Source organism: Lysobacter gummosus, from assembly GCF_001442805.1.
Classification (GTDB): Bacteria; Pseudomonadota; Gammaproteobacteria; order Xanthomonadales; family Xanthomonadaceae; genus Lysobacter; species Lysobacter gummosus.
The window spans coordinates 1,954,803-1,975,214 of the sequence record NZ_CP011131.1; the positions used below are offsets into that span (position 1 = coordinate 1,954,803).

General features: G+C 65.5%; 19 protein-coding genes and 1 tRNA gene. 6 read left to right on the forward strand and 14 right to left on the reverse strand.

Going from position 1 to position 20,412, the window contains the following annotated elements; genetic code table 11:
- The first annotated feature begins 103 nt into the window (after positions 1-103).
- On the forward strand, positions 104-3,430 hold the full coding sequence (locus LG3211_RS08130; protein WP_057942391.1) for a S8 family serine peptidase: 3,327 nt from the start codon (positions 104-106) through the stop codon (positions 3,428-3,430).
- An 83-nt stretch (positions 3,431-3,513) separates the two neighbouring features.
- Here LG3211_RS08130 and LG3211_RS08135 read toward each other — a convergent pair whose 3' ends face one another.
- The 3 genes from LG3211_RS08135 to LG3211_RS08145 all read right to left on the reverse strand — a co-directional run bounded on the left by LG3211_RS08135 (position 3,514) and on the right by LG3211_RS08145 (position 6,271).
- Positions 3,514-3,882 (reverse strand): hypothetical protein, encoded by a 369-nt coding sequence (locus LG3211_RS08135; RefSeq protein WP_057942392.1) that lies wholly within the window; start codon positions 3,880-3,882, stop codon positions 3,514-3,516.
- A gap of 340 nt (positions 3,883-4,222) precedes the next feature.
- Positions 4,223-4,852, reverse strand: coding sequence for a hypothetical protein (locus LG3211_RS08140; protein ID WP_057942393.1), 630 nt, complete (start codon positions 4,850-4,852; stop codon positions 4,223-4,225).
- A gap of 15 nt (positions 4,853-4,867) precedes the next feature.
- Positions 4,868-6,271: a pectin acetylesterase-family hydrolase gene (locus tag LG3211_RS08145; protein ID WP_057942394.1), complete on the reverse strand. Its 1,404-nt coding sequence runs from the start codon at positions 6,269-6,271 to the stop codon at positions 4,868-4,870.
- A gap of 394 nt (positions 6,272-6,665) precedes the next feature.
- On the opposite strand from LG3211_RS08145, the gene LG3211_RS25525 reads away from it, so the two are divergent.
- The gene (locus LG3211_RS25525) at positions 6,666-6,965 is read left to right on the forward strand and encodes a hypothetical protein (RefSeq protein ID WP_148648798.1); all 300 of its coding nucleotides are present in this window, start codon (positions 6,666-6,668) and stop codon (positions 6,963-6,965) included.
- Positions 6,966-6,989: 24 nt separating this feature from the next.
- On the opposite strand, the gene LG3211_RS08150 is transcribed toward LG3211_RS25525, so the two are convergent.
- The 7 genes from LG3211_RS08150 to LG3211_RS27435 all read right to left on the reverse strand — a co-directional run bounded on the left by LG3211_RS08150 (position 6,990) and on the right by LG3211_RS27435 (position 11,571).
- A complete protein-coding gene (locus LG3211_RS08150; RefSeq protein WP_057945357.1) occupies positions 6,990-7,877 on the reverse strand; it encodes a DMT family transporter in 888 nt (295 codons plus the stop codon).
- 23 nt (positions 7,878-7,900) lie between these two features.
- On the reverse strand, positions 7,901-8,941 hold the full coding sequence (gene murB, locus LG3211_RS08155; protein WP_057942395.1) for a UDP-N-acetylmuramate dehydrogenase: 1,041 nt from the start codon (positions 8,939-8,941) through the stop codon (positions 7,901-7,903).
- Positions 8,942-8,986: 45 nt separating this feature from the next.
- The gene (locus LG3211_RS08160; RefSeq protein WP_057942396.1) at positions 8,987-10,045 is read right to left on the reverse strand and encodes a quinone-dependent dihydroorotate dehydrogenase; all 1,059 of its coding nucleotides are present in this window, start codon (positions 10,043-10,045) and stop codon (positions 8,987-8,989) included.
- A gap of 241 nt (positions 10,046-10,286) precedes the next feature.
- Positions 10,287-10,514: a hypothetical protein gene (locus LG3211_RS08165; protein WP_057942397.1), complete on the reverse strand. Its 228-nt coding sequence runs from the start codon at positions 10,512-10,514 to the stop codon at positions 10,287-10,289.
- A 132-nt stretch (positions 10,515-10,646) separates the two neighbouring features.
- Complete coding sequence (locus LG3211_RS08170) at positions 10,647-10,937, reverse strand: DUF4190 domain-containing protein (RefSeq protein WP_057942398.1); 291 nt, start codon at positions 10,935-10,937, stop codon at positions 10,647-10,649.
- Between the two features lie 178 nt (positions 10,938-11,115).
- Positions 11,116-11,340 (reverse strand): hypothetical protein, encoded by a 225-nt coding sequence (locus tag LG3211_RS08175; protein ID WP_057942399.1) that lies wholly within the window; start codon positions 11,338-11,340, stop codon positions 11,116-11,118.
- A 147-nt stretch (positions 11,341-11,487) separates the two neighbouring features.
- Complete coding sequence (locus LG3211_RS27435) at positions 11,488-11,571, reverse strand: DUF6053 domain-containing protein (RefSeq protein WP_386793577.1); 84 nt, start codon at positions 11,569-11,571, stop codon at positions 11,488-11,490.
- Here LG3211_RS27435 and LG3211_RS27440 point away from each other — a divergent pair.
- Positions 11,549-11,644: a DUF6053 domain-containing protein gene (locus tag LG3211_RS27440; RefSeq protein WP_425479968.1), complete on the forward strand. Its 96-nt coding sequence runs from the start codon at positions 11,549-11,551 to the stop codon at positions 11,642-11,644. The genes LG3211_RS27435 and LG3211_RS27440 overlap by 23 nt on opposite strands.
- On the opposite strand, the gene LG3211_RS08180 is transcribed toward LG3211_RS27440, so the two are convergent.
- From LG3211_RS08180 to LG3211_RS27285, 4 genes are all read right to left on the reverse strand, one after another.
- Complete coding sequence (locus LG3211_RS08180; RefSeq protein ID WP_057942400.1) at positions 11,634-12,479, reverse strand: hypothetical protein; 846 nt, start codon at positions 12,477-12,479, stop codon at positions 11,634-11,636. The genes LG3211_RS27440 and LG3211_RS08180 overlap by 11 nt on opposite strands.
- A gap of 117 nt (positions 12,480-12,596) precedes the next feature.
- Positions 12,597-14,129 carry an L-piperidine-6-carboxylate dehydrogenase gene (gene amaB, locus LG3211_RS08185; protein WP_057942401.1) on the reverse strand — a complete coding sequence of 511 codons (1,533 nt, stop codon included), beginning with the start codon at positions 14,127-14,129 and terminating at the stop codon, positions 12,597-12,599.
- 104 nt (positions 14,130-14,233) lie between these two features.
- A tRNA-Arg gene (locus LG3211_RS08190) sits at positions 14,234-14,310 on the reverse strand.
- A gap of 57 nt (positions 14,311-14,367) precedes the next feature.
- Positions 14,368-14,679 (reverse strand): tyrosine-type recombinase/integrase, encoded by a 312-nt coding sequence (locus LG3211_RS27285; protein WP_083512389.1) that lies wholly within the window; start codon positions 14,677-14,679, stop codon positions 14,368-14,370.
- Positions 14,680-15,101: 422 nt separating this feature from the next.
- On the opposite strand from LG3211_RS27285, the gene LG3211_RS08195 reads away from it, so the two are divergent.
- From LG3211_RS08195 to LG3211_RS08215, 3 genes are all read left to right on the forward strand, one after another.
- Positions 15,102-16,121 (forward strand): hypothetical protein, encoded by a 1,020-nt coding sequence (locus LG3211_RS08195; RefSeq protein WP_148648799.1) that lies wholly within the window; start codon positions 15,102-15,104, stop codon positions 16,119-16,121.
- A gap of 630 nt (positions 16,122-16,751) precedes the next feature.
- Positions 16,752-19,202 carry a DUF6531 domain-containing protein gene (locus LG3211_RS24775; RefSeq protein WP_083512390.1) on the forward strand — a complete coding sequence of 817 codons (2,451 nt, stop codon included), beginning with the start codon at positions 16,752-16,754 and terminating at the stop codon, positions 19,200-19,202.
- Between the two features lie 60 nt (positions 19,203-19,262).
- A protein-coding gene (locus LG3211_RS08215; RefSeq protein WP_148648703.1) for an IS3 family transposase occupies positions 19,263-20,404 on the forward strand; the annotation gives its coding sequence in 2 pieces (ribosomal slippage) (positions 19,263-19,500 and positions 19,500-20,404; 1,143 coding nt in all).
- The last annotated feature ends 8 nt before the right edge of the window (positions 20,405-20,412 follow it).

Below are 20,412 nucleotides of genomic sequence, written 5' to 3' on the forward strand. Positions count from 1 at the left end.
CTGACCGACGCCGATTCCTTCTTCCCAAAACTGGACCGCGACGTGCCTGGAAGGGGGGCAGGCGTGGGGCGGTGTCTTCGCGCAATTCGTGGAGGACCTCTCGATGCCCAACGTAGTCAATCGATTGACGATCGCCGTCAGCCTGGTAGGGCTGGCCGCGCTCGCAGGAGCCGCCGTTCGCGGCCTGAGCAACGACAGTCCGGCCGATGCCGGAACCATCGGCGGCGCGCCGCCGCCGCAACGCGCCGACAGTTCGCTGGAAACACAGACCAGCCGCTACATCGTGTTGTTCAAGGAAGCGCCGCTTAGCACTTATCACGGCGAGGTCGCCGGATTGCCGGCGCCGCAGCGCCTGGCCGGCGCGCAGAACGCCAACAGCGCCGCGGCCGCCAAGAGCGCGGGCGGCGGCGCAGGCGGCCGCGTCGATGTGCGCAGCGCGCAGGCGCGCAGCTACGTGCAGCATCTGGACCAGGTGCAGCGCGATCACGAAAGCGGCATCCGCGCCTTGATCGGCCGTCCGCTCAATATCGAGCGGCGCATGCATCACGCGGTCAACGGCGTGATCACCCGCATGAGCCAGAACGAAGCCGCGCGCATCGCCAAACTGCCCGGCGTGGAACTGGTCGAGGAGTACCGCGAGTATCCGCTCGCCACCGACGTGGGCCCGCAACTGATCGGCGCGCCGGCGTTGTGGAATTCCACCCCGGCGAATTTCCGCGGCGAAGGCGTGATCGTCGGCGTGCTCGACACCGGCATCAACTTCGGCAGCCCGGCCTTCGCCGCCATCGACGACAGCGGCTATCACCACATCAACCCGAACGGCAGCGGCAATTACCTGGGCACCTGCGCGCCCGGCGGCGTCGATGAGGGACGCTGCAACGACAAGCTGATCGGCGGCTACGACTTCGTCTGCGGCCCGCCCGGCAACACCTGCGGCGTTCCCGGACTGCGCGAAGAGCCCGGTTTCGGCGACACCAACGGCCACGGCAGCCACACCGCCTCGACCGCGGCCGGCAATGCCTGGACCGCGAACTTCAAGGGCCGCGACGTGCGCATCTCCGGCGTCGCGCCGCACGCCAACGTGATCGCCTACGACGTCTGCTACACCATCGCCGCGACCAATCAGGGCCAATGCCCCAACACCTCGGCGGTGGCGGCTGTGGATCAGGCGATCGCCGACGGCGTGGACGTGATCAATTACTCGATCGGCGGCGGCGCTTCGCCGTGGGGCGAGTCGGTTTCGCTCGCCTTCCTCAACGCCTCCGACGCCGGCATCTACATCGCCGCCGCGGCCGGCAACAGCGGCCCGGGCGCCAGCACCATGGGCCACCAGGAGCCGTGGACCTCGACCACCGCGGCGTCCCAGCACGGCCGCGGCACCTTCGCCTATCTGCTGCAGGTCACCGGCCCCGGCGCGGTGCCGCCGGCCTTGCAGGCGGTGCAGCTCACCGAAGGCGTGTCGGGTACGCCGTTCGCCGCCTCGCTGCCGCCGACCACGCCGCTGCGCGTGAGCGCCGGCATCGACACCGCCGCCGACGGCTGCGCCGCGTTCCCGGCCAATGCGTTCCAGAACGCGATCGCGGTGATCCGCCGCGGCACCTGCAACTTCACCGACAAGGTCAACAACGCCAGGAACGCCGGCGCCATCGGCGTGGTGATCGCCAACAACCAGGCCGTGGTGGTATCGCCCAGCGTGCCCGGCACGACGATCCCGACCTTCATGGCCGCGCAGACCGACGCCGACGCCATCCGCGATTTCTCCGCGGGCAACGCCAACACCTCCACCGCCGGCATCGGCTTCCCGCCGACGCCGATTCCGAACACGCCCGACGTGCTGGCCGCCTTCAGTTCGCGCGGACCCACCAACGGCCTGGATCTGATCAAGCCCGATGTGACCGCGCCCGGCGTCAACGTGCTCGCGGTGCTGTCCGGCACCACGGTCAGCGGCTCGGAGAATCTGGTCGGCTTGCTCAGCGGCACTTCAATGGCCTCGCCGCATCAGGCCGGCGCTGCCGCGTTGCTGCGTCAGGCGCGTCCGAGCTGGACCTCGGCGGAGATCAAGTCGGCGTTGATGATGACCGCCACGCCGAAGGTCTTCAAAGAAGACGAGGTCACTCCGGCCGACGCCTTCGCGATGGGCTCCGGCCGCATCCAGGTCGATCAGGCGGTGCACGCGGGGCTGGTGCTCAACGAGACGACGGCGAACTTCCTCGCCGCCGATCCGTCCACCGGCGGCGACGTGTCCGCGTTGAATCTGGCCAGCCTGGACAAGCGCGAGTGCGTCAACAGCTGCACCTTCGAGCGGACCTTCCGTCATGCCGGCAACGGCCTGCAGTTGTATCTGGTGCAGGTCAAGGGCGTGCAGGGCATCGCGTTCCCGCCGCTGTTGCTGTCCGGACCGGGCCAGACCAGCAAGCTCAAGGTGATCGTGCTGAGCAGCTCGTATGCGAAGGACGGCGCGTGGCACTTCGGTCAGGTCGAACTCAAGCCGCTGATCGGTCGCGACTCGCCGCAGCTGCACCTGCCGATCGCGATCGCGGTGCCGCCGCCGCAGATCGTGCTCACGCCCGAGCAGGTGGCCCTGAGCCTGCCGGCCGGCAGCCGCGGTTTCGCCGATTTCAGCATCGGCAATCGCAGCGCATCGGCGCTGGAGTTCCAGATCGACAACACCGGCACCGCCTCGCGCACGGTCACGCACTCCACGGCCGAAGGCGTCAACAGCGGTTTCCGCAGCACGCTCTACACCGATCCGGCCACGGTCGGCTTGCCGGCGCAGTTCTCGGCGGACGATTTCGTCCTCACCGACAGCACGCGTCTGGCCAAGCTGTTCTCGGAAGGGTTCGTGTCCAGCGGTTCGTCGCTGGCGAGCACCGCCACCAGCCTGAGCTGGAGCGTGTACAGCGATAACGCCGGCAACCCGAGCAGCAATCCGCTGGCCGGCGCGGCGGTGTGGAGCTATACCGCGGCGCCGAACGCGGCCGGGGTGAAGATCGACGGGGCCAACATCACTCTGGATCTTGCCGCGGCCGGTCAGAACGTGCAATTGCCGCCGGGCCGTTACTGGCTGGTGGTGCACGCGCGCACCAGCTTCGCCAACCGTTGGGTGTGGTTCGCCTCCAACGCCGGCGACAGCCAGTTCCGCACCATCGCGCCGAACGCGAGCGGGGCGGGCAGCTGGATCGCCGGCGCCGGTTTCGCCGGGCTGGCCTTCGACATCCAGGGCGAAAGCGCCTGCGGTGCGCCGTGGATCGGCGCGCCGACGCGCGCGTTCGGCGTGGTGCCGGCACAGGGCAGTGTGGCCAACCGGGTGCGCATCGACACCCGCGGCCTCGCCGAGGGCGCGCACATCGGTTATGTGTGCGTGGCCAGCGACGATCCGGTGCGGCCGAAGGTCGCGCTGCGGGTAGCGCTGACGGTGACGCCGCGCTGATCGCGAGGTCTTGCTCGTTCGACCACAAGCCGGGCCCGTTCGCGGGCCCGGCTTTTTATTGTTCGCGTGTCACGGCTGCGTACTCACCACTCGCGCCATTGTTCGGTGATGTCTTCCTCGCCCTGCACCGCGCCGGCCTGCGCGGCGGCGCCCAGGATCAGTTCGCACAGGCCTTCGCGCTGGTCGGTTTCGATCAGGTTGTAGCCGCAGCGGGCGTTGAGAGCGTTGAGCGCGAGCACGGCCTGCTTGATCGCCGCCCGTCCGGCGACGCGATCGCCCTGGGCCGCGACGATGACGTCGAGGAAACGGTCGATGATGCGCTCGCACTCGTCGATCTCGCCGTCGCTGTAACCCGCATCGGCGCCGTCCTGAGCGAGGTCTTCCCTGTAGCTGCGCATGCCGTCGAGGATCTCGCTTTTCAGCTCGAGGTAATCGTTCGTTTCCACCTGCATCGGGTTCCTCGGTTCGGCCAGGGTGCGTGCTGCGCACGCGGTGTGCGCGGGCCGCCGCCGCACGGCGGCGCGGCCTCGCGGGTTCGAGTGTATCGGCGCGACATTGCAGACGATGGAAGCCGCGCGGGCACCCGGTCGCGGTCTCGGCGTGACCGGCATCGATGCTCGGACAGGGCGCGGCGTTAGCGCATTGACGCGGCGCGCCGGGCGTGATCCGGATGGGGCGGGCGGGGCTTTTCGGGGGCAAATCCCCCGCGCGGGGTGGGGCGGGCTTCGCAGTAGCCTCGTGCGCTGCCCCCTCCTCAAAGGGGGCTTTCTCGGGGCTACGGGCGGCGGTTGGTTACCGGTAGATCCGCTCGCGCTCGGCCTGCAGGCGCTGGCGCAGGTACTCGTTGCGGGTCAGGCCGCTGGGAATGCTCTGCATCGCCATGACCTCGGCGACCACGATCTGTTCGCGCTGCTTGTAGCTTTGAAAGCGCGGATCGTGCTGCTGCCGATCGGCCCACTGCTGCTCGCGGCGCTGCGCGTCGGCGCGATAGCGTTGCGCCAGTTGCTGCACCATCGCCTTTTGCCGCGCCGGATCGGCCACCGTGGCCTGGATCAGGCCGATCCGCAGCATCAGGCTTTCGCCGGCCGACAGTTCGCGCGCCTGTTCGTAGCCGTCGATCTGGCGTTGCAGCGTCTGCGCGCGGCGTTCGCGTTCGACCGGGCCCAGCGAGGAGGCGTCGCGGAAAAAATCGCGGGCCTCGTTGTGGAAGCGCTGGCGTTGTTGATAGCTGCGCGCTTGCGGCGTGGCGAGCAAACTTTGCAGCGGCGTGCCGCGGCTGGCGTTGGCGATCGCGGTGACCGCGGCCGGCGCTGGCGTTGTGTCGGCGCGGGCCGGATACATCGGCAGCCAGCCCAGACTGACCGCCGTGGCGAACGCCACGACGGTCAGGGCCAGGCCCAGCATGACGGGATTGCGTTTCATGCCGTCATCGCCTCGTCAGGCCAACAGCTGATCGACCAGCCAGTACAGCAGGTTGAACGGCTTGGCCTTGTCGGCCGCATCGCTGGCTTCGCTGGCGTCGAGCACCTTGCCGTTGCCGTCCAGGACGCTGTCGATGAAGTTCTTCAACTCCAGGTTCTGCGCCTGCACGTCGCCGTTCTTGAAATCGACGATGGTCGTGCAGTGGCTTTCGTTCAAGGCGCGGTACTGCGGGAAATAGCCGCCGAAGTTGTCCAGGCCGTTCAAGCGCGCGGCCAGCCGCTGGGTGTCGGCGCCCCACTTGGCGTGGATCAACGCTTCCTTGGCCGCTTGCGTCGGCGCCTGCTGGATATCGTCGTGGAAACGCTCATACGAATACGACGAATAGTTCAGGTCCTGCCAGAAATGCGTCTGGCCCAGGCGGTCGTTGCGGTGCTTGTTGGCCAGCGCGGGATAGATCGAGCCCAGTTCGTTGAGATCGATCTGCGGCAGACCCGCGGCGAGGAAGGCGAGCGGGCCGTTCGGCGCGTCCAGGCCCCACACTTCGCGGATCTTGCTCATCAGCGGCTGCGAGGGATATTCGGCCGGATTGCCGTTGCTCGGGGTGGGGAAGATCGGGCCGGAATCGTCGATCAGGTAGGCGCTGGTGGGGGCCAGATCGCTGCGCACCGAGTCGTAGGAGATCAGGCTGCCGGCGCCGCCGGCGCTGCAGCCGGTGCTGAGCATCTGGCCCGGACGCGGCAGGTTGTCCTTGAGCCAGGCGGTGATCGCGCGCGTGTTGCGCAGGCCGTTGTGGTGCCACACCAGCGGCGGTTTCTGCCCGGTGGGATCGTCGTACACCGCGACTTTGTCGCCGCTGTAGATGTCGCCGGTGCAGTAGGGCACGTAGACCATGTTCCAGCCCTGGGTCTTGACCGCATCGAACGGGCTGACGCGGGTCACGAACGGGCTGACCAGGCTCGCACCCGGATTGAGCAGCTTCATGTAGTCGTCGGGCACGCCGTTGGGATTGCGCGCGCCGCGCACGCCGGTGGCGCCGGTGCAGCTGGCGTAGTCCCAGCACGCGCCGCCGCCTTCCATGTAGATGATGGTGTTGGTGGTGTCGGGGACGCGATTGACGAAGACCTTGTACGGCGAACCGTTGCCGCAGATCGCGCCGGTTTCCGCCGGCAGTTGCACGGTCTGCCATTGGTAGTACGCGGCCGGATCGAATCCGTCGGCGCGTGCGGTATCGCGGCTCAGCAGCGGGTATTGGCCGGTGCGCTGCGCGGGTTGGACCTTGTTGTTCGCCTGGGGCGGCGAAATCAGGTTGCGGATCGTTTCGAAGAAACCGTAATCGCCTTGCTCGGCCTGCGAGGGCAGGCTGGACAGGGCGACGGCGCCGCCCAGAAGGACGACGGCCACGTGACGGCTCAGTGCCATGATGTCTCTCTCCTTTGATCGTCATGAAGGGAGGAGGCAAACGCGCTCCGGCGCGTGCTAGGGCATGCGCGCGACCGGGTTCCCCTCCGTACTGCTGCGTCTGGATAGCCGCGGGGGCGTGAAGGGTCAATCGCGATACGGCGTGTTTCGTCGTGTGGGGGCAGATTGACCGCGAATGCGGCTGCCAGTGACCGCTATTGCCCCGTTGCGCGTCACGGAAACCGCTGTCGCGCGAGGCGGGTTCTTGCGCTGCAGCATGTGACTGACATCGACGAATGCGCGGACGTGTCGTGGGTCAAGCCGGTTGCGTGATGTGGCGTCGTGGTAGCTGTTGCTGCTGCTATTGCCGTTGCTGTTGCGCCCTTTGAAAAAGGGGGGCAGGGGGGATTCGCTCTTGCTCGCCCATCACCGCAAAAAGCAAATCCCCCGCGCGATGAAAGCGAGTTCAAACATCGAGCCAACGCAGCGCGCCGCCCCCTTTTTCAAAGGGGGCGAATTGACGCGCTTGTTCGAGATCGCTGCTGTTGCTGTTCCCCCCCCCTTTGAAAAAGGGGGGGCTGGGGGGGATTCGCTCTTGCTTGCCCATCACCCTAAAGAGCAAATCCCCCGAGCGATGAGTAAGTTCAAACATCGAACCAACGCAGCGCGCCGCCCCCTTTTTCAAAGGGGGCGAATTGACGCGTTTATTCGATGAAGCCGACGCGAACCGGCCGCCCCGTCACTCCCCCGGTACCGCCCCCGCCGTCGCCGCGACCGAAGCCCGCCGCCGCGCCAGCACCGCTTCGCGATGGGCGATGTAGGCGTTGGAGCCCAGGATGATCGCCGCGCCGACGACGGTGTACGCGTCCAGCGATTCGCCGAACCACAACCAGCCCGCGGTCGCGACCAGCGGCAGCTGGGTGAAGCTGATCGGCGTCAGCGCCGAGACTTCGCCGAGCTTGAGCGCATGCGTCCACAACACCTGCCCGCCGGTGCCGAACACGCCCGCGGCGACGATCCACACCCAGGTGATGCCGTGCGGCCACTGCCACACGAACAAGGCCGGCAACAACGACATCGGCACCCAGAACGCATAGGTGTACAAGACGATGGTGTTGGCCGAATCGATCCGCGACAGTTGCTTGATCTGGATCGAAATCACCCCGCCCAGCACCGCCGCCAGCAACGCCGCCAGACTGTCGATGGAAAACTCCGCCGAACCCGGCCGCACGATCACCAGCACGCCGATGAAGCCGGCCGCCACCGCCAGCCAGCGTCGCGCGCGCACTTGTTCGTGCAGGAACAGCACCACGGCGATGGTGACGAAGATCGGCGTGGAATAGGTCAGCGAGATCGCCTGCGCCAAGGGCAGGTGGCCGATCGCCCAGAACCCGGCCAGCATCGAGCAGATGCCGATCAGGCAACGCACGAAATACTTCGGCAACTGCTTGGTGCGCAGCTCGGCGCGCTGCGCGCCCAGCAGCAGCGGCAACACCGCGAGCAGGCCGAACAGGTTGCGGAAGAACGCCACCTCGAAGGTATGCAGCGACTGCGAGGCCAGCCGGATCGCGATGGCCATGCCGCCGAAACACAAGGTGCTGGCCAGCATCAGGCCGGCGGCGCGCATCGGATGGACGGGCGCGGCGGCGCTCACCAGCGGGCGCCGACGATGCGCGGCTCCGGTTCGATGGCGACCTGAAAGCGCGCCTGCACCGATTCGGCGATGCGGCGGGCGAGGTCGAGCAGTTGCTGACCGCTCGCGCCGCCGTGATTGACCAGCACCAGCGCGTGCGCCGGCGACACGCCGGCATCGCCGTCGCGATGGCCTTTCCAGCCGCAGGCGTCGATCAGCCACGCCGCCGAAAGCTTGCGCGTGCCGGCATCGGCGCCGCGGAACACCGGCATCGCCGGATGCCGCGCCAGCAAGGCCTCGGCTTGCGCAGCGGGCAGGATGGGATTCTTGAAGAAGCTGCCGGCATTGCCCAGCACGGCCGGGTCGGGCAGCTTGCGGCGGCGGATCGCGATCACCGCGTCGGCCACGTTCTGCGGCGTCGGCGCGTCCACGCCCATCGCCGCCAGTTCCTCGCCGAGGCCGGCGTAGTCGAGCTTCAGCGCGGGCCGCAGCGGCAGGGCGAATTCGACCGAGCTGATCAGATAACGGTCGGGCGATTGCTTGAAGCGGCTGTCGCGATAGCCGAAGCCGCAGGCGGCGTTATCGAATCGATGCCATTGCCCGCTGGCCGGTTCGAAGGCTTCCACGGCTTGGACGAAATCGCGCACTTCCACGCCGTAGGCGCCGATGTTCTGGATCGGCGAAGCGCCGACGGTGCCGGGAATCAGCGCCAGGTTTTCCAGGCCGGCGTAGCCCAGCGCCAGCGATTGCAGGACGAAGCCGTGCCATTGCACGCCGGCATCGGCGCGCACGATCGCGTGTTCGTCTTCGTGGCGCAGCACCTGCACGCTACGGCCGCTGAGTTCCAGCACCGCGCCGTCGGGATCGCCGGCGAACAGCAGGTTGCTGCCGCCGCCGAGCACCAGGGCCAGCCCGTCGCGCAGCGGCGCGGATTGCAGTGCCTGCGGCAAGGCGGCGGGATCGTCGATCGAGACCAGCCACGGCGCGCGCGCGGCGACGCCGAAGGTGTTGCGCTGTCGCAGCGGGGCATCGCGCACGATGCGAAGGTTCGAAGTCATGCGCGTGATTCTGAGCGGGACGGGTGGCGAGGGATGGCGGCGGGCTCAGATCGTCGGCGGCACATGGCCACGGCTGGGCGCTTCCTTGCGACGGCGGATGGCTTCGACGCATTCGTTGACCAAGGCCGGCCCGCGATACACCAGACCCGAATAGCACTGCACCAGGCTCGCGCCGGCGGCCATCTTGGTGACCGCGTCGGCGCCGGTGAGGATGCCGCCCACGCCGATCATCGGGATGCTCTCGGGCAGGCGCGTGCGCATCTTGCGCAGCACCGTGGTGGACTGGCTCATCAGCGGCCCGCCGGACAGGCCGCCGGTTTCGTTCGCGAATGGGCTGCCTTCCACGCCTTCGCGGGCGATGGTGGTGTTGGTGGCGATCACGCCGTCGACCTGCAACTCGCCCAGCACGCGGCCAGCGGCTTCGATGTCGTCGTCGGACAGGTCGGGCGCGATCTTGACCAGCATCGGCACCCGCTTGCCCTCGCGCGCGGCGAACTTTTCCTGGGCCTCGCGCAGGGTGCCGATCAGGCGCCGCAGCGATTGCTCTTCCTGCAGTTCGCGCAGGCCCGCGGTGTTGGGCGAGGAGATGTTGACGGTGATGTAGTCGGCCAGCGGATACACGCGCTCCAGACAGTGCAGGTAGTCGTTCTCCGCGCTGTCGTTGGGCGTGTCCTTGTTCTTGCCGATGTTGATGCCGAGCAGGCCGCCGCGGCGGCGCGCCTTGGACACGTTGCGCACCAGCGCATCGACGCCGTCGTTGTTGAAGCCCAGGCGGTTGATCACCGCCTGCTGCTCGGGCAGGCGGAACATGCGCGGCTTGGGGTTGCCGGCCTGCGGCTTGGGCGTGACGGTGCCGATTTCGATGAAGCCGAAACCCAGCGCCAGCAGCGCATCGATATGGGCGCCGTTCTTGTCCAGGCCGGCGGCCAGGCCGACCGGGTTGGGGAAGCTCAGGCCGAGGACTTTGGTCGGCAGCGGCTTGGGCACTCGCGCCATCAGCGGGTTGAGGCCGCTGCGATAAGCCGTCTCCAGCGCCGTCAGGCCAAGTCCGTGGGCTCGTTCGGCATCCAGTCCGAAGAGGAAGGGGCGGGCAAGGCTATACACGAGGTCGGGGGGGCGCTCGGGTCGAGGAAACCCGATTATCGCCCAAGCCGGTGCCCGCGGGCGAGCATGGCGATCGTCCACTGGCGCGATTTGGGATGCGTGGTACGGGCCGGTTCGTTGCTCGGCCCTTGTTTACTGCTGCGTTGTGGCCTGGATCAGCGTCGAGGCGGCATCGGCGGGCGGGCGGCTCGCGGAACCGTGCCGCGGTGCGCGCGAACGCCGGCGCACCGCGGCGCCGGGCTCAGATGTCCATGACCGGGCAATCCAGCGTGCTCACGCACGCGGCGAAACGCACCTGGCAGCCGCTGGCCTGGTTCGGCGACTCGGCGTTGAGCAGGCAGCTTTCGTATTCCAAACGGCATTGCGCGCACTGCGCATCGTCGCTGGCCAGGGCGCTGAGCGAAGCGCCGAAGCCGAAGACGGCCAGGGCCACGGCGGCGAGTCGGGAGTTGCGGGTCCATGCCTTCATGTGTGCGTCCTTGAGTGAGGTGGGTGGTTCCGGCCGCCGCGTTCCGGTGCGCCGGAACGCGTCACCCTGGGCGAGCGCGCGGACGCAGACAAGCTGCGATGCAGCAGATGGATTGGCCGGCGGCCGCAGCGCTCAACGCGTGCCGGCGAAGGCCAGCACCGCGGCGATGCCGCCGAAGAACAGGATCGCCACGATCACGGTCAGCACCGCGATGATGACCGAGCTCCAGCCCAGGATCAGGCCGCCGAGGGCCAGTCCGTCGCCGTCGTAGCGCTGCGGCTCGCGGCGGATCTGGCCGCGGGCGAGGTGGCCGGTGATGATCGCGGCGATGCTGCCGAGGAAGGGCAGCAGGGTCCAGCCGAGAATGCCTGCGATCAGGCTGAGCACGGCCAGGGTATTGGTCTGGCGGACAGGCATTTGCATCGGATTCGTTCCTTCGTTATTTGAACACCGTCACAGCATACGATGCGCGCCGGCGGCGGGCACGTCCTGAAAGTCTTGCACCTGTGTGGTCGTCCCGCGCTCGCCGCGCGGCGCAAGAACAAAACCCGCGCACTGAGCGTGCGCGGGTCGGCTTGCCTCTGTCCTCGCGTGCGATGCTTCAATCCGGCGGCAGGCTCGGGTCGCACCTGTTGTCGATCTGGCATTGGAACAGCTGATCCATGCAACTGGGCTGCGCGTCCGGGGTGTTGTCCCTGCACTGGTAATAGCCTTCCAGACAATATCTGCAGTCGGGAATGCCCGCGGTGGCGGTCAGCGCGGCGGCGAAGCCGAAGACGCCGAACGCGATCGCGGTGAGGCGGATGCTACGGTTCCGTGTATTCACAAGGCTTCCTCATGTGTCGCCAGTCCATCTGGCGAATTCACGCTAGGCACGGAGGATGGGGGCGGTCAAGCGATGGCGTCGAAGTCTGCGACCATCGGCTCATGGCGGCTTCGGCACTCGCCTGGGACTGAGGCGGGACGCGGCTATTCAGCCATTTTCGACAGGTTTCGTGAGCAGGGCTGCTTTTGTGGGAGGGGCTTCAGCCCCGATGCTTCTCTTTCCGATCGCCAAAATTCACCGGTTCGGAAAGAAAAGCATCGGGGCTGAAGCCCCTCCTACAAAAGCGCCGGAACTCAGCGCGTAACCGTGGCTTTCCCGTCCGCGATCGCCTGTCGGTAATCATGGACATCGCGATTTTCGCAGGCGGATTCGCGCAGGAACGCGGGCGCTTGGATCGGCTGCATCTGTCCGGAGCGCAAGGCGTTCTTGTTCTCACGGATGAATCGCAAGTGCTTGTCCGTCTCCAATTGCTGGATCCGGTAGCGAGTCAGATCGACCCGGCGCGCATCGGCAAAACCGAGCAAGCCGAGTACCGAGTTATTGGACTCGCAACGCCGATCCATTCTGTAGCCGGCCGACAAAGCCATGCCGCCGAACACGAGCGCATTGCCGAGCAGAAACCACATCTGAACTGTCAGCGGATCGCGCACCCCTGGCCCGCCCAGCCACGACGACAGCCCGACTATCGCGGCCATGCCGGGCGCGCACAGGCAGAACAGCCACAACGCCAGCCGCCGCTCCGCCTTCGCGTCCGCGGCGCTGCCGCGTGCATGGTGTATCCACAGCCAGCCTTGCTGCGGGTCGAGAATGGCATGCGCGAACAAGGCCCGGCCCTTGCGCGAAACCGCGGCTTTCACCCGATGGCCGGGCTTGAGTCTGCCGGCGCCGGCGAATACGCCGCACACCGCCTGGCCATCGATCAGGCCAGCGAAGTACTGCGTGTCTTCGGCGAAAACCAGCGCGTGCTCGATGTCGCGCGCCGCGTGCGCGATCGCGGCGGCGGCGGCGGTGTCGTCGGGAAGGTGTTGCGCGATCCGGGCCAGCAGCCGCTGCGGTTCGTCTTCGACGCACAACGCATCCAGCACGCCTTCGAGCAGAAACGGCGCGCTCGGGATATCTGTAGGGCTATCGGCGGTCATAGCGCTCGCCGGATGCCGATGAGGGACCGGCGGCATGCGTCCATTGCCGCCAGGGCGAACCCTGGCGGCAATGGCGCTGGCGGCGGAGCGAAGCAGCGCATCGTCCGCCGCCTCGTGTTACAGATCGAACTTGATTCCCTGCGCCAGCGGCAGCGCATCGGAGTAGTTGATCGTATTGGTCTGGCGGCGCATGTAGGCGCGCCATGCGTCGGAACCCGACTCGCGGCCGCCGCCGGTTTCCTTCTCGCCGCCGAACGCGCCGCCGATCTCGGCGCCGGAGGTGCCGATGTTGACGTTGGCGATGCCGCAATCGGAGCCCGCGGCCGACAGGAACGCTTCGGCGGCCTTGAGGTTGGCGGTGAAGATCGACGACGACAGGCCCTGCGGCACGTCGTTCTGCAGCGCGATGGCTTCATCGAGCGTCTTGAACTTCATCACGTACAGGATCGGCGCGAAGGTTTCGGTCTGCACCACTTCGGCGTCGTTGGTCAGGCCGGTGATGATGGTCGGCAGGACGAAGTTGCCCTTGCGCTCGATCGCCGCGCCGCCGGTTTCGACCTTGCCGCCGCTGGCCTTGGCCTTCTCGACCGCGTCCAGATAGGCCTGCACCGCATCGCGGCTGTTGAGCGGACCCATCAGGTTGGCCGGGTCGGTCGGGTCGCCGATCTTCTTCTCGACCTGCTTGAACGCGGCGACCAGCTTGGCCAGCACGTCGTCATGGATCGACTCGTGCACGAACAAACGGCGCGTGGTGGTGCAGCGCTGGCCGGCGGTGCCGACCGCGCCGAACGCGATCGCCGGGATCGCCAGCTTCAGATCGGCCGAGGCATCGACGATGATCGCGTTGTTGCCGCCCAGTTCCAGCAGCGAACGGCCCATGCGGCGGGCGACGCGCTCGCCGACGATGCGGCCGACCTTGGTCGAACCGGTGAAGCTCACCAGGCCGATGCGCTTGTCGTCGACGAAGTTCGACGCCAGCTCGGTGCCGGCATCGTTGAACAGGAAGAAGATGTCCGGGAAGCCGCCGGCGCGCAGCGCTTCGTTGCAGACCTTCATCGAGGCGATCGCCGACAGCGGGGTCTTGGGCGAGGGCTTCCAGATGGTGATGTCGCCGCAGATCGCCGCGATGAACGAGTTCCACGCCCACACCGCGACGGGGAAGTTGAACGCCGAGATCACGCCGACGATGCCGAGCGGATGCCACTGCTCGTACATGCGGTGGCCCGGACGCTCCGAATGCATGGTCAGGCCGTACAACTGGCGCGACAGACCGACGGCGAAATCGCCGATGTCGATCATCTCCTGCACTTCGCCGTCGCCCTCGGGCTTGGACTTGCCCATTTCCAGCGCGACCAGCGAACCCAGCGCGTCCTTGTGCTTGCGCAGCGCGTCGGCGCACAGGCGGATGGCTTCGCCGCGGCGCGGAGCCGGGGTGGTGCGCCACACTGCGAAGGCGGCCTGGGCGCGCTCGACGATGGTGTCGTAGTCGTTCTGCGAGGACGCCTGCACGCGCGCCAGCACTTCGCCGTCGGTGGGATTGACGGGTTCCAGCACGCCGGCGTCGGCGGTCTTGGACCATTCGCCGTGGCCGAGGTAGGTGCCGGACTCATTGTCTTTGAGTCCCAGGGCGGCGAGAACGGGGTGGGTCATACCGAAAGCTCCATGTGGTGGCACGCCGGGGGGCGTGGCGAAACGGAAAGGCGGGCGCCGCGGAGGACGCGACGGCAACGCGCGGGACGCGCGCTGCGCATGGATGGCGACCCCGACACGATTCGAACGTGTGACCTTCCCCTTAGGAGGGGGATGCTCTATCCAGCTGAGCTACGGGGCCTGGCTTTAAAATCAATGGCTTAGGTCAGCCACTCCAAGTGGTTGTGCTATGCGTGTGCTAGAACCTGAGCTTATCCACAGCTCCCTTGGCCCCCTCTGGCGCCAAATGGGCATAGATCTCAGTGGTCTTGTAATCGGCATGGCCAGCCAACAATTGTACCCGCCGCAGTGGCACCCCGGCCATGACCAGGTGCGCGCAGAAGGTGTGGCGGCGCCGAAGCCTGCGGCGCTCAGTCAGAGTTGCTGTGGGGAGGGCTGGCCAGCGAGATCGTGAGCCTCGTGGCCGGGTGGGGCGGATTGACTGCACGCAAGGCGGAGACTGGCGTGCCTTGGGCCTACGGCTCCGCCGCGGCCGCGCAAGTACTGACATCGAGTTGGCGGTACCCGAAGCGCCGCGATGGCGCCGCACTCATCGGTTGGGGCATTGGGCATTCCGCCGCGACCAAGGCGTTCCGCGCGCGATGGTCGGCGCCGCCCACCACGTTCGGACAGGCCCGAGCGCAGTGGCGATCGCTAGCTCTCGAACTGCGGTCTGCGGCGCGGTCGTCCTGGCGGTCGCCGCCCAAGGTGACGAGGCCCTTTCGGATACCTTGGGGAATCGGCCGCGGTCTCGACTGGATCGTGCGGCCACCGGTTGAGCCGCCAAAGCCGCCTGAACCTGGAATCGTCGATGGCCGATTCGTCGGTCTGAACTTGGGGTGCTCAGTCTTCGCCGGCGATTCGCGGCGCATCCCGCTCAATCTTGGACTGGCCCTTTGCTGGGACGTCCGGCCGCAACGGAGAACCTACGTCGTGCTCAACACGGTGCAAGTGGTGCGGCTGCCTGATCGGCTGCCGATCGATGTCGATTCGGTCTCCATTTCCGGCGGCCGCGATGCGTGGTGCTGGGATCTGAGACTGTCCTTGTTGAGGGCCGAGCAGATCGCCGAGCTGACGCCGTCGGCGACCGGTCCAAGGCAGGTCGAGGTGACTCTCAACGGATACCGGTGGGTGTTCGCCATCGAATCATTCGACAAAGGCCAGTCGTTCGGACAGCTCAGCGTTTCAATGGCGGGGAGGTCGGTGTCGGCGTTGTTGGCCGAGCCGTATGCGCCGGCGCGCAGCGTCGAGGTGGATCAGGTCCGAACGATGGCGCAACTGGCGAACGCGGAGGTTCTGGGTTCGGCGTGCACAGTTGAATACGCAACGGTTGATTGGCTTGTCACCGCTGGCGCTTGGTACTTCGATTCGCTGACTCCGATGGCGGCACTCATTCGCTTGGCAGAGGGCGCCGGCGCCGTCGTGCAGTCGCACCCGAGCGATCCTCTGCTGCAGATCCGGCCGCGGTACCCGGTATCGCCCTGGGACCGGACCACTACCACGCCCGATGCGACCTTGCAGGACGACATCGTCCTGGGCGAACGCCTGCAGTTGCAGAGCAGGCCAATCTTCGACGCCGTGATAGTCGCCGGCGAGCAGGTCGGCGTAGCGGCCCGAGTTCGTAGAGAGGGCGAAGCGGGGCAGACGTATGCGCCGCAACAGGTGGACCAGCTGATCACTCACCTCGACGGTGCGCGGGAGCGCGGGCGCAACGTCTTGAGTGATCGGGGAGGGCAGGCGGTCGTGGAGGCAGACATACCTCTGTTCCACAGCCCCTTGGAGCTTGGCCAAACCGGCCTGGTGCTGCCGATGCAGTTGGTAAATCGGGTGACCGGCGCCGGCGCTTGGATCGGCTTGGCCACCGCGGTTCGAATCGAAGCGACGCGTTCCGAAAAGGCCATTGAGATCATTCAAACCGTAACGCTGGAGAGGCACTACACCGATGCCAGCTAACCTGTGGCGCGACTTCTTCGACCTACTTCCGGCCAATCCTCGACTGCTAGCCACCGTCACCTCTCACAACGAAGACGGCACGAGCTCCCTCACCTCGTTGGACGGTCAGTCGATGCGCGCTTGGGGGCGAATCGAAGGTGCGGTGCCACCTTACAACGTGTTCTTGCGCGACGGGAAAATCGAGGCGGCTGCGCCGAATCTAGCGATGTCGGAGCTAACAGTCTGATTTAGATTTGATTGAGGATTCGAGCGCGCACCCGGTTATCGCCAGATGCGCCTCACGAACGGATGCCATGTCAATTCAACCATCGGACTTGACGGGCATGTAGTCGGCCAGATGTGGGGGAAACGCCATGCATAACTCAGATGAATGGCCGGATTGAGCAAGGTCACGTTCTGGGGGAGTTTGTCCCCTGTTCAAACAGGTGGGTAGGCGTGTAACGTCCGAATTGCTGAGACAGTCTGCTCTCAGTATCTGAAAGCACCCACGATAAGGCCTGCAATGGATTGCCGCCGTCCCCGATTTCTCATCTTAGAGACCGCTCTTAGTCTAGCGGCGCGACTTCGTGCGTGTGCGACACAAGCCGACCTGTAATCCCGGGCACCTGACTGCCCCACAAGGAGATAGTGATGTCGAGACGAAATGGAGTTCCGCTAGCCGCTCACAACCGGCGTCCCCGCGCCGCCGCACTGGCGATTTCTCTAGGGGTTGCGCTCAGCGCGAGTGTCCAGGCCCAAGAAGCTGGAAAGCTTTGGATCAGCAATTCGATTCCGACTCAGCCTCAGCGCACTGAGTCGGGAATTCAACAAGAGATAAAGACCTTCCTCTCAAACTATCCTGGGGGAGCGGCATCAAAATTGCTTGTCACCGGTAACGTCGTCCTCGGCAGCAGAGCGCTTTATAACTACGATTTCGAGCCGCTTCCGCCGATTATTGAGCCCTGGCGATACAGCCAGTTCACCAGCGGTAATCCCCCCGAGGTTGGTTCAGTCGAAGCGCTCAAGGCTCAACTCATTCAGCGCTACAACCAGGAGAGCGCCGACGAAGGTTGTGCGGCGGTCACTACGATCCAAATCGCACCTGATTGGAGCGAAGAGATTTTCTGGGACGACGACAAGACCGCTACGATGGGGTACAGCGACTACACGGGTACGCGATCTGCCTGGACTGGCAGTCAATGCGACACCGTCAACCTCAGTGGCTCATTGAAGCGCGATCGCGACGTTACGTGTCCGAATGACGCCTTGCTGTCATGGCGCGAAGATCAGCAAGCCTGCGGCGGCCCGCCGTTCCAGATCACTTACGAAACCGCGCCGTTACCAAAAAACGAATGCCCGGTCGGCAATCCATGCGATCCCACCACCGGTGACAAGTCCGAACCAGCGCCCGATTTCGACCTGGGTTGGATCGCATTCGACCGACACTACCACTCGATGGCTTCGGCGGGGCGCAGCGGCTTCGGTGATGGCTGGACACATTCGCACAATATCCAACTCGCAGTCGGCACGGATCCCATGGACCCCAACCAAACCTTGCGGGTCGGGTTGGTCGAGTCCGATGGGTCGCAGATTTCGTTCACCGCCGTCAGTTCGGCATACGAGGCCGACGACGGTAGCGGCGACCGTGTTGTCGCCGATGGCACCGATTGGCTGCTGTATCGCTCGGATCGTGTTCTGCGATTCAACCCCAGCGGACGTCTAATAGAGCAACGGTTTGAAGACGGAAGTTCGTTGAGTTATTCGTATGACGCGTCACGGCGATTGGCTACGATCACCCATAGCAACGGCCGAAGCTTGGTATTCGAGTACAGCGCTGGTGGCGATAACGCACCGATCGTGGCTATTCGCTCGGCTGGTGTTGCTCTAGCCAGTTACACCTACACTGCCGGCGGTCAAGTCGAAACTGTCACTTATGCAGGTGGAGGTGTCCGCACTTACCATTACGAAGACTCTCGCTTTCCACGCTTTCTGACCGGCGTGACCAGAGAGGATGGGCAACGCTACAGCACGTTTGCGTACGACGATAAGGCTCGAGTTATATCAAGCACGCATGCCGGCGGCGTCGACTCAGTGACCTTGACCTACCCAGTTGCGGGCGGGTCGATCGTGACCGACGCGCTCGGTCGGGCCACCACCTATGGCGTGGGGGCGGCCGGGCCAAACGGCCTGCCGCGCAAGCCCAGCCAATTCACCGATGTTCGCGGAAGCATCACTCGCACCTATCTGGACGAAACCGTCGATTTCCGGCGCCGGTTGAGCACGGTAAAGGACCGACAGAGTGTGGAAACACAACACAGCTATGCCGAGGCCAACGATGTAATAACCGGCCAGCTCGCGCGCACGCATACCGTCAAAGAAGCTGCGGGACTCGCCGAAGAACGCATCAGCGACCGGCGCACCGACATTTCTAGTAATCGCCTCATCTTTAGCCGGATCGGCAATCGCGAGACCCGCATCGTCCGCAATGCACGATTGCAGCCGGCCACGGTTACCGTGCGCGACGCGGTCAGTAACGAGACCCGCGCGACGACGTACGCTTACTGCGAGGCAGCAGACGTTGCTGCCAGCAATAGCGTCTGCCCGATCCTCGGTCTGCCCAAGTCGGTGGACGGTCCACGCAGCGACGTCAACGACGTAGTCCGCTTCGAGTACTACGGCAGCGACGACAGCACCTGCGCCACTCAGCCCACGTTGTGCACCTACCGCAAGGGCGACCTGCGCAAGACCATCGACGCGCTCGGCCGTACCACGGAAGTGCTTGGTTACGACCCGCAAGGCCGTCCGCTGTCGGTGATCGATCCCAACGGCGTGGTCACCGACTACGAGTACCAGTCGCGCGGCTGGCTGACCGCCACCAAGGTCCGTGGCGCCGACAACGCAGTGGAAACCGACGATCGCATCACCCGTATCGAGTACGAACCCACCGGTCTGGTCAAGAAAGTGACGCTGCCCGGTAGTGTGTATACGCGTTACACCTACGATGCGGCTCAGCGGTTGACCGACGTCATCGATAACGCCGGCAATACGATCCACTACACCCTGGACTTGGCCGGCAACCGCAAGCAGGAAGACACCAAGTGAATCGCCCAGGGTTTCGTAGACATCTCGCAGCCATAAACTATGGCTTAAGTGGAGGTGGTTATGAGCGCGAAGCGATACACCGATGAGTTCAAGATCGAAGCGGTCCGTCAGATCGTGGAGTACGGGCGGCCGGTGGCCGAAGTAGCCGAGCGCCTGGGCGTGTCGGTGCACAGCCTGTACGGCTGGCGGCGTCAGCAAGGCAAAAGCGATGTGGTTCGTCGTGTGGAAAAAGATCAGAACGCGGACGTGCGACGCCTGAAGGCAGAACTTCGGCGCGTGACTGAAGAACGAGACATCCTAAAAAAAGCCGCCGCGTACTTTGCCAAGGGGTAAAGGTGAAGTACGCCTTCATGAAGCAGCACGCCGACGAGTTCGGCCTGGCCGCAATGTGCCGTGTCTTGGGCATAAACCGCAGCGGTTACTACGCTTGGCTTCACGCGCCGGCCAGTGCGCGTGCACGCGACGACCAACGTCTGTTGGGATTGATCAAGCACAGTTGGTTGGAAAGCGGCTCGATCTACGGCCATCGCAAGATCACCACGGACCTGCGCGAGTTGGGTGAAACGTGCAGCAAACACCGCGTTGCGCGTTTGATGAAGCAAGAAGGGCTGCGCGCCATGGTGGGCTACGGCCGGCGGCCGCGGCCGTTGAGCGGGCCGATCGGCGCCGTCGCCAACAACGTGCTGGCGCGTGAGTTCACAGCGCAAGAACCCAATCGGGCCTGGGTGACCGACATCACCTACATTCGCACCCACGAAGGCTTCTTGTACTTGGCCGTCGTGCTCGATCTGTTCTCCCGCAGGATCGTGGGCTGGGCCACGCGTCCAACGCAGCACTCCGATCTGGTGCTGCAGGCGCTGCTAGCGGCGGTGTGGCGACGCAAGCCCGCGCCTGGTTTGCTCTTGCACTCGGATCAAGGCAGTCAGTTCACGAGCGAAGACTGGCAGAGCTTTTTGAAGGCCCACGGCATCGTGTGCAGCATGAGCCGACGCGGTAACTGTCACGACAACGCCGCGATGGAAAGCTTCTTCCAGTTGCTCAAGCGCGAACGGGTTAAGCAACGGATCTACCATACCCATGACAAAGCACGAGGCGATGTGTTCGATTACATCGAGCTGTTCTACAACCCCAAACGACGGCACAGTTCCAACAATGGCCTGTCCCCGATAGAGTTTGAAAGGCGGTACGCACTAAACGGCTGACGACTGTC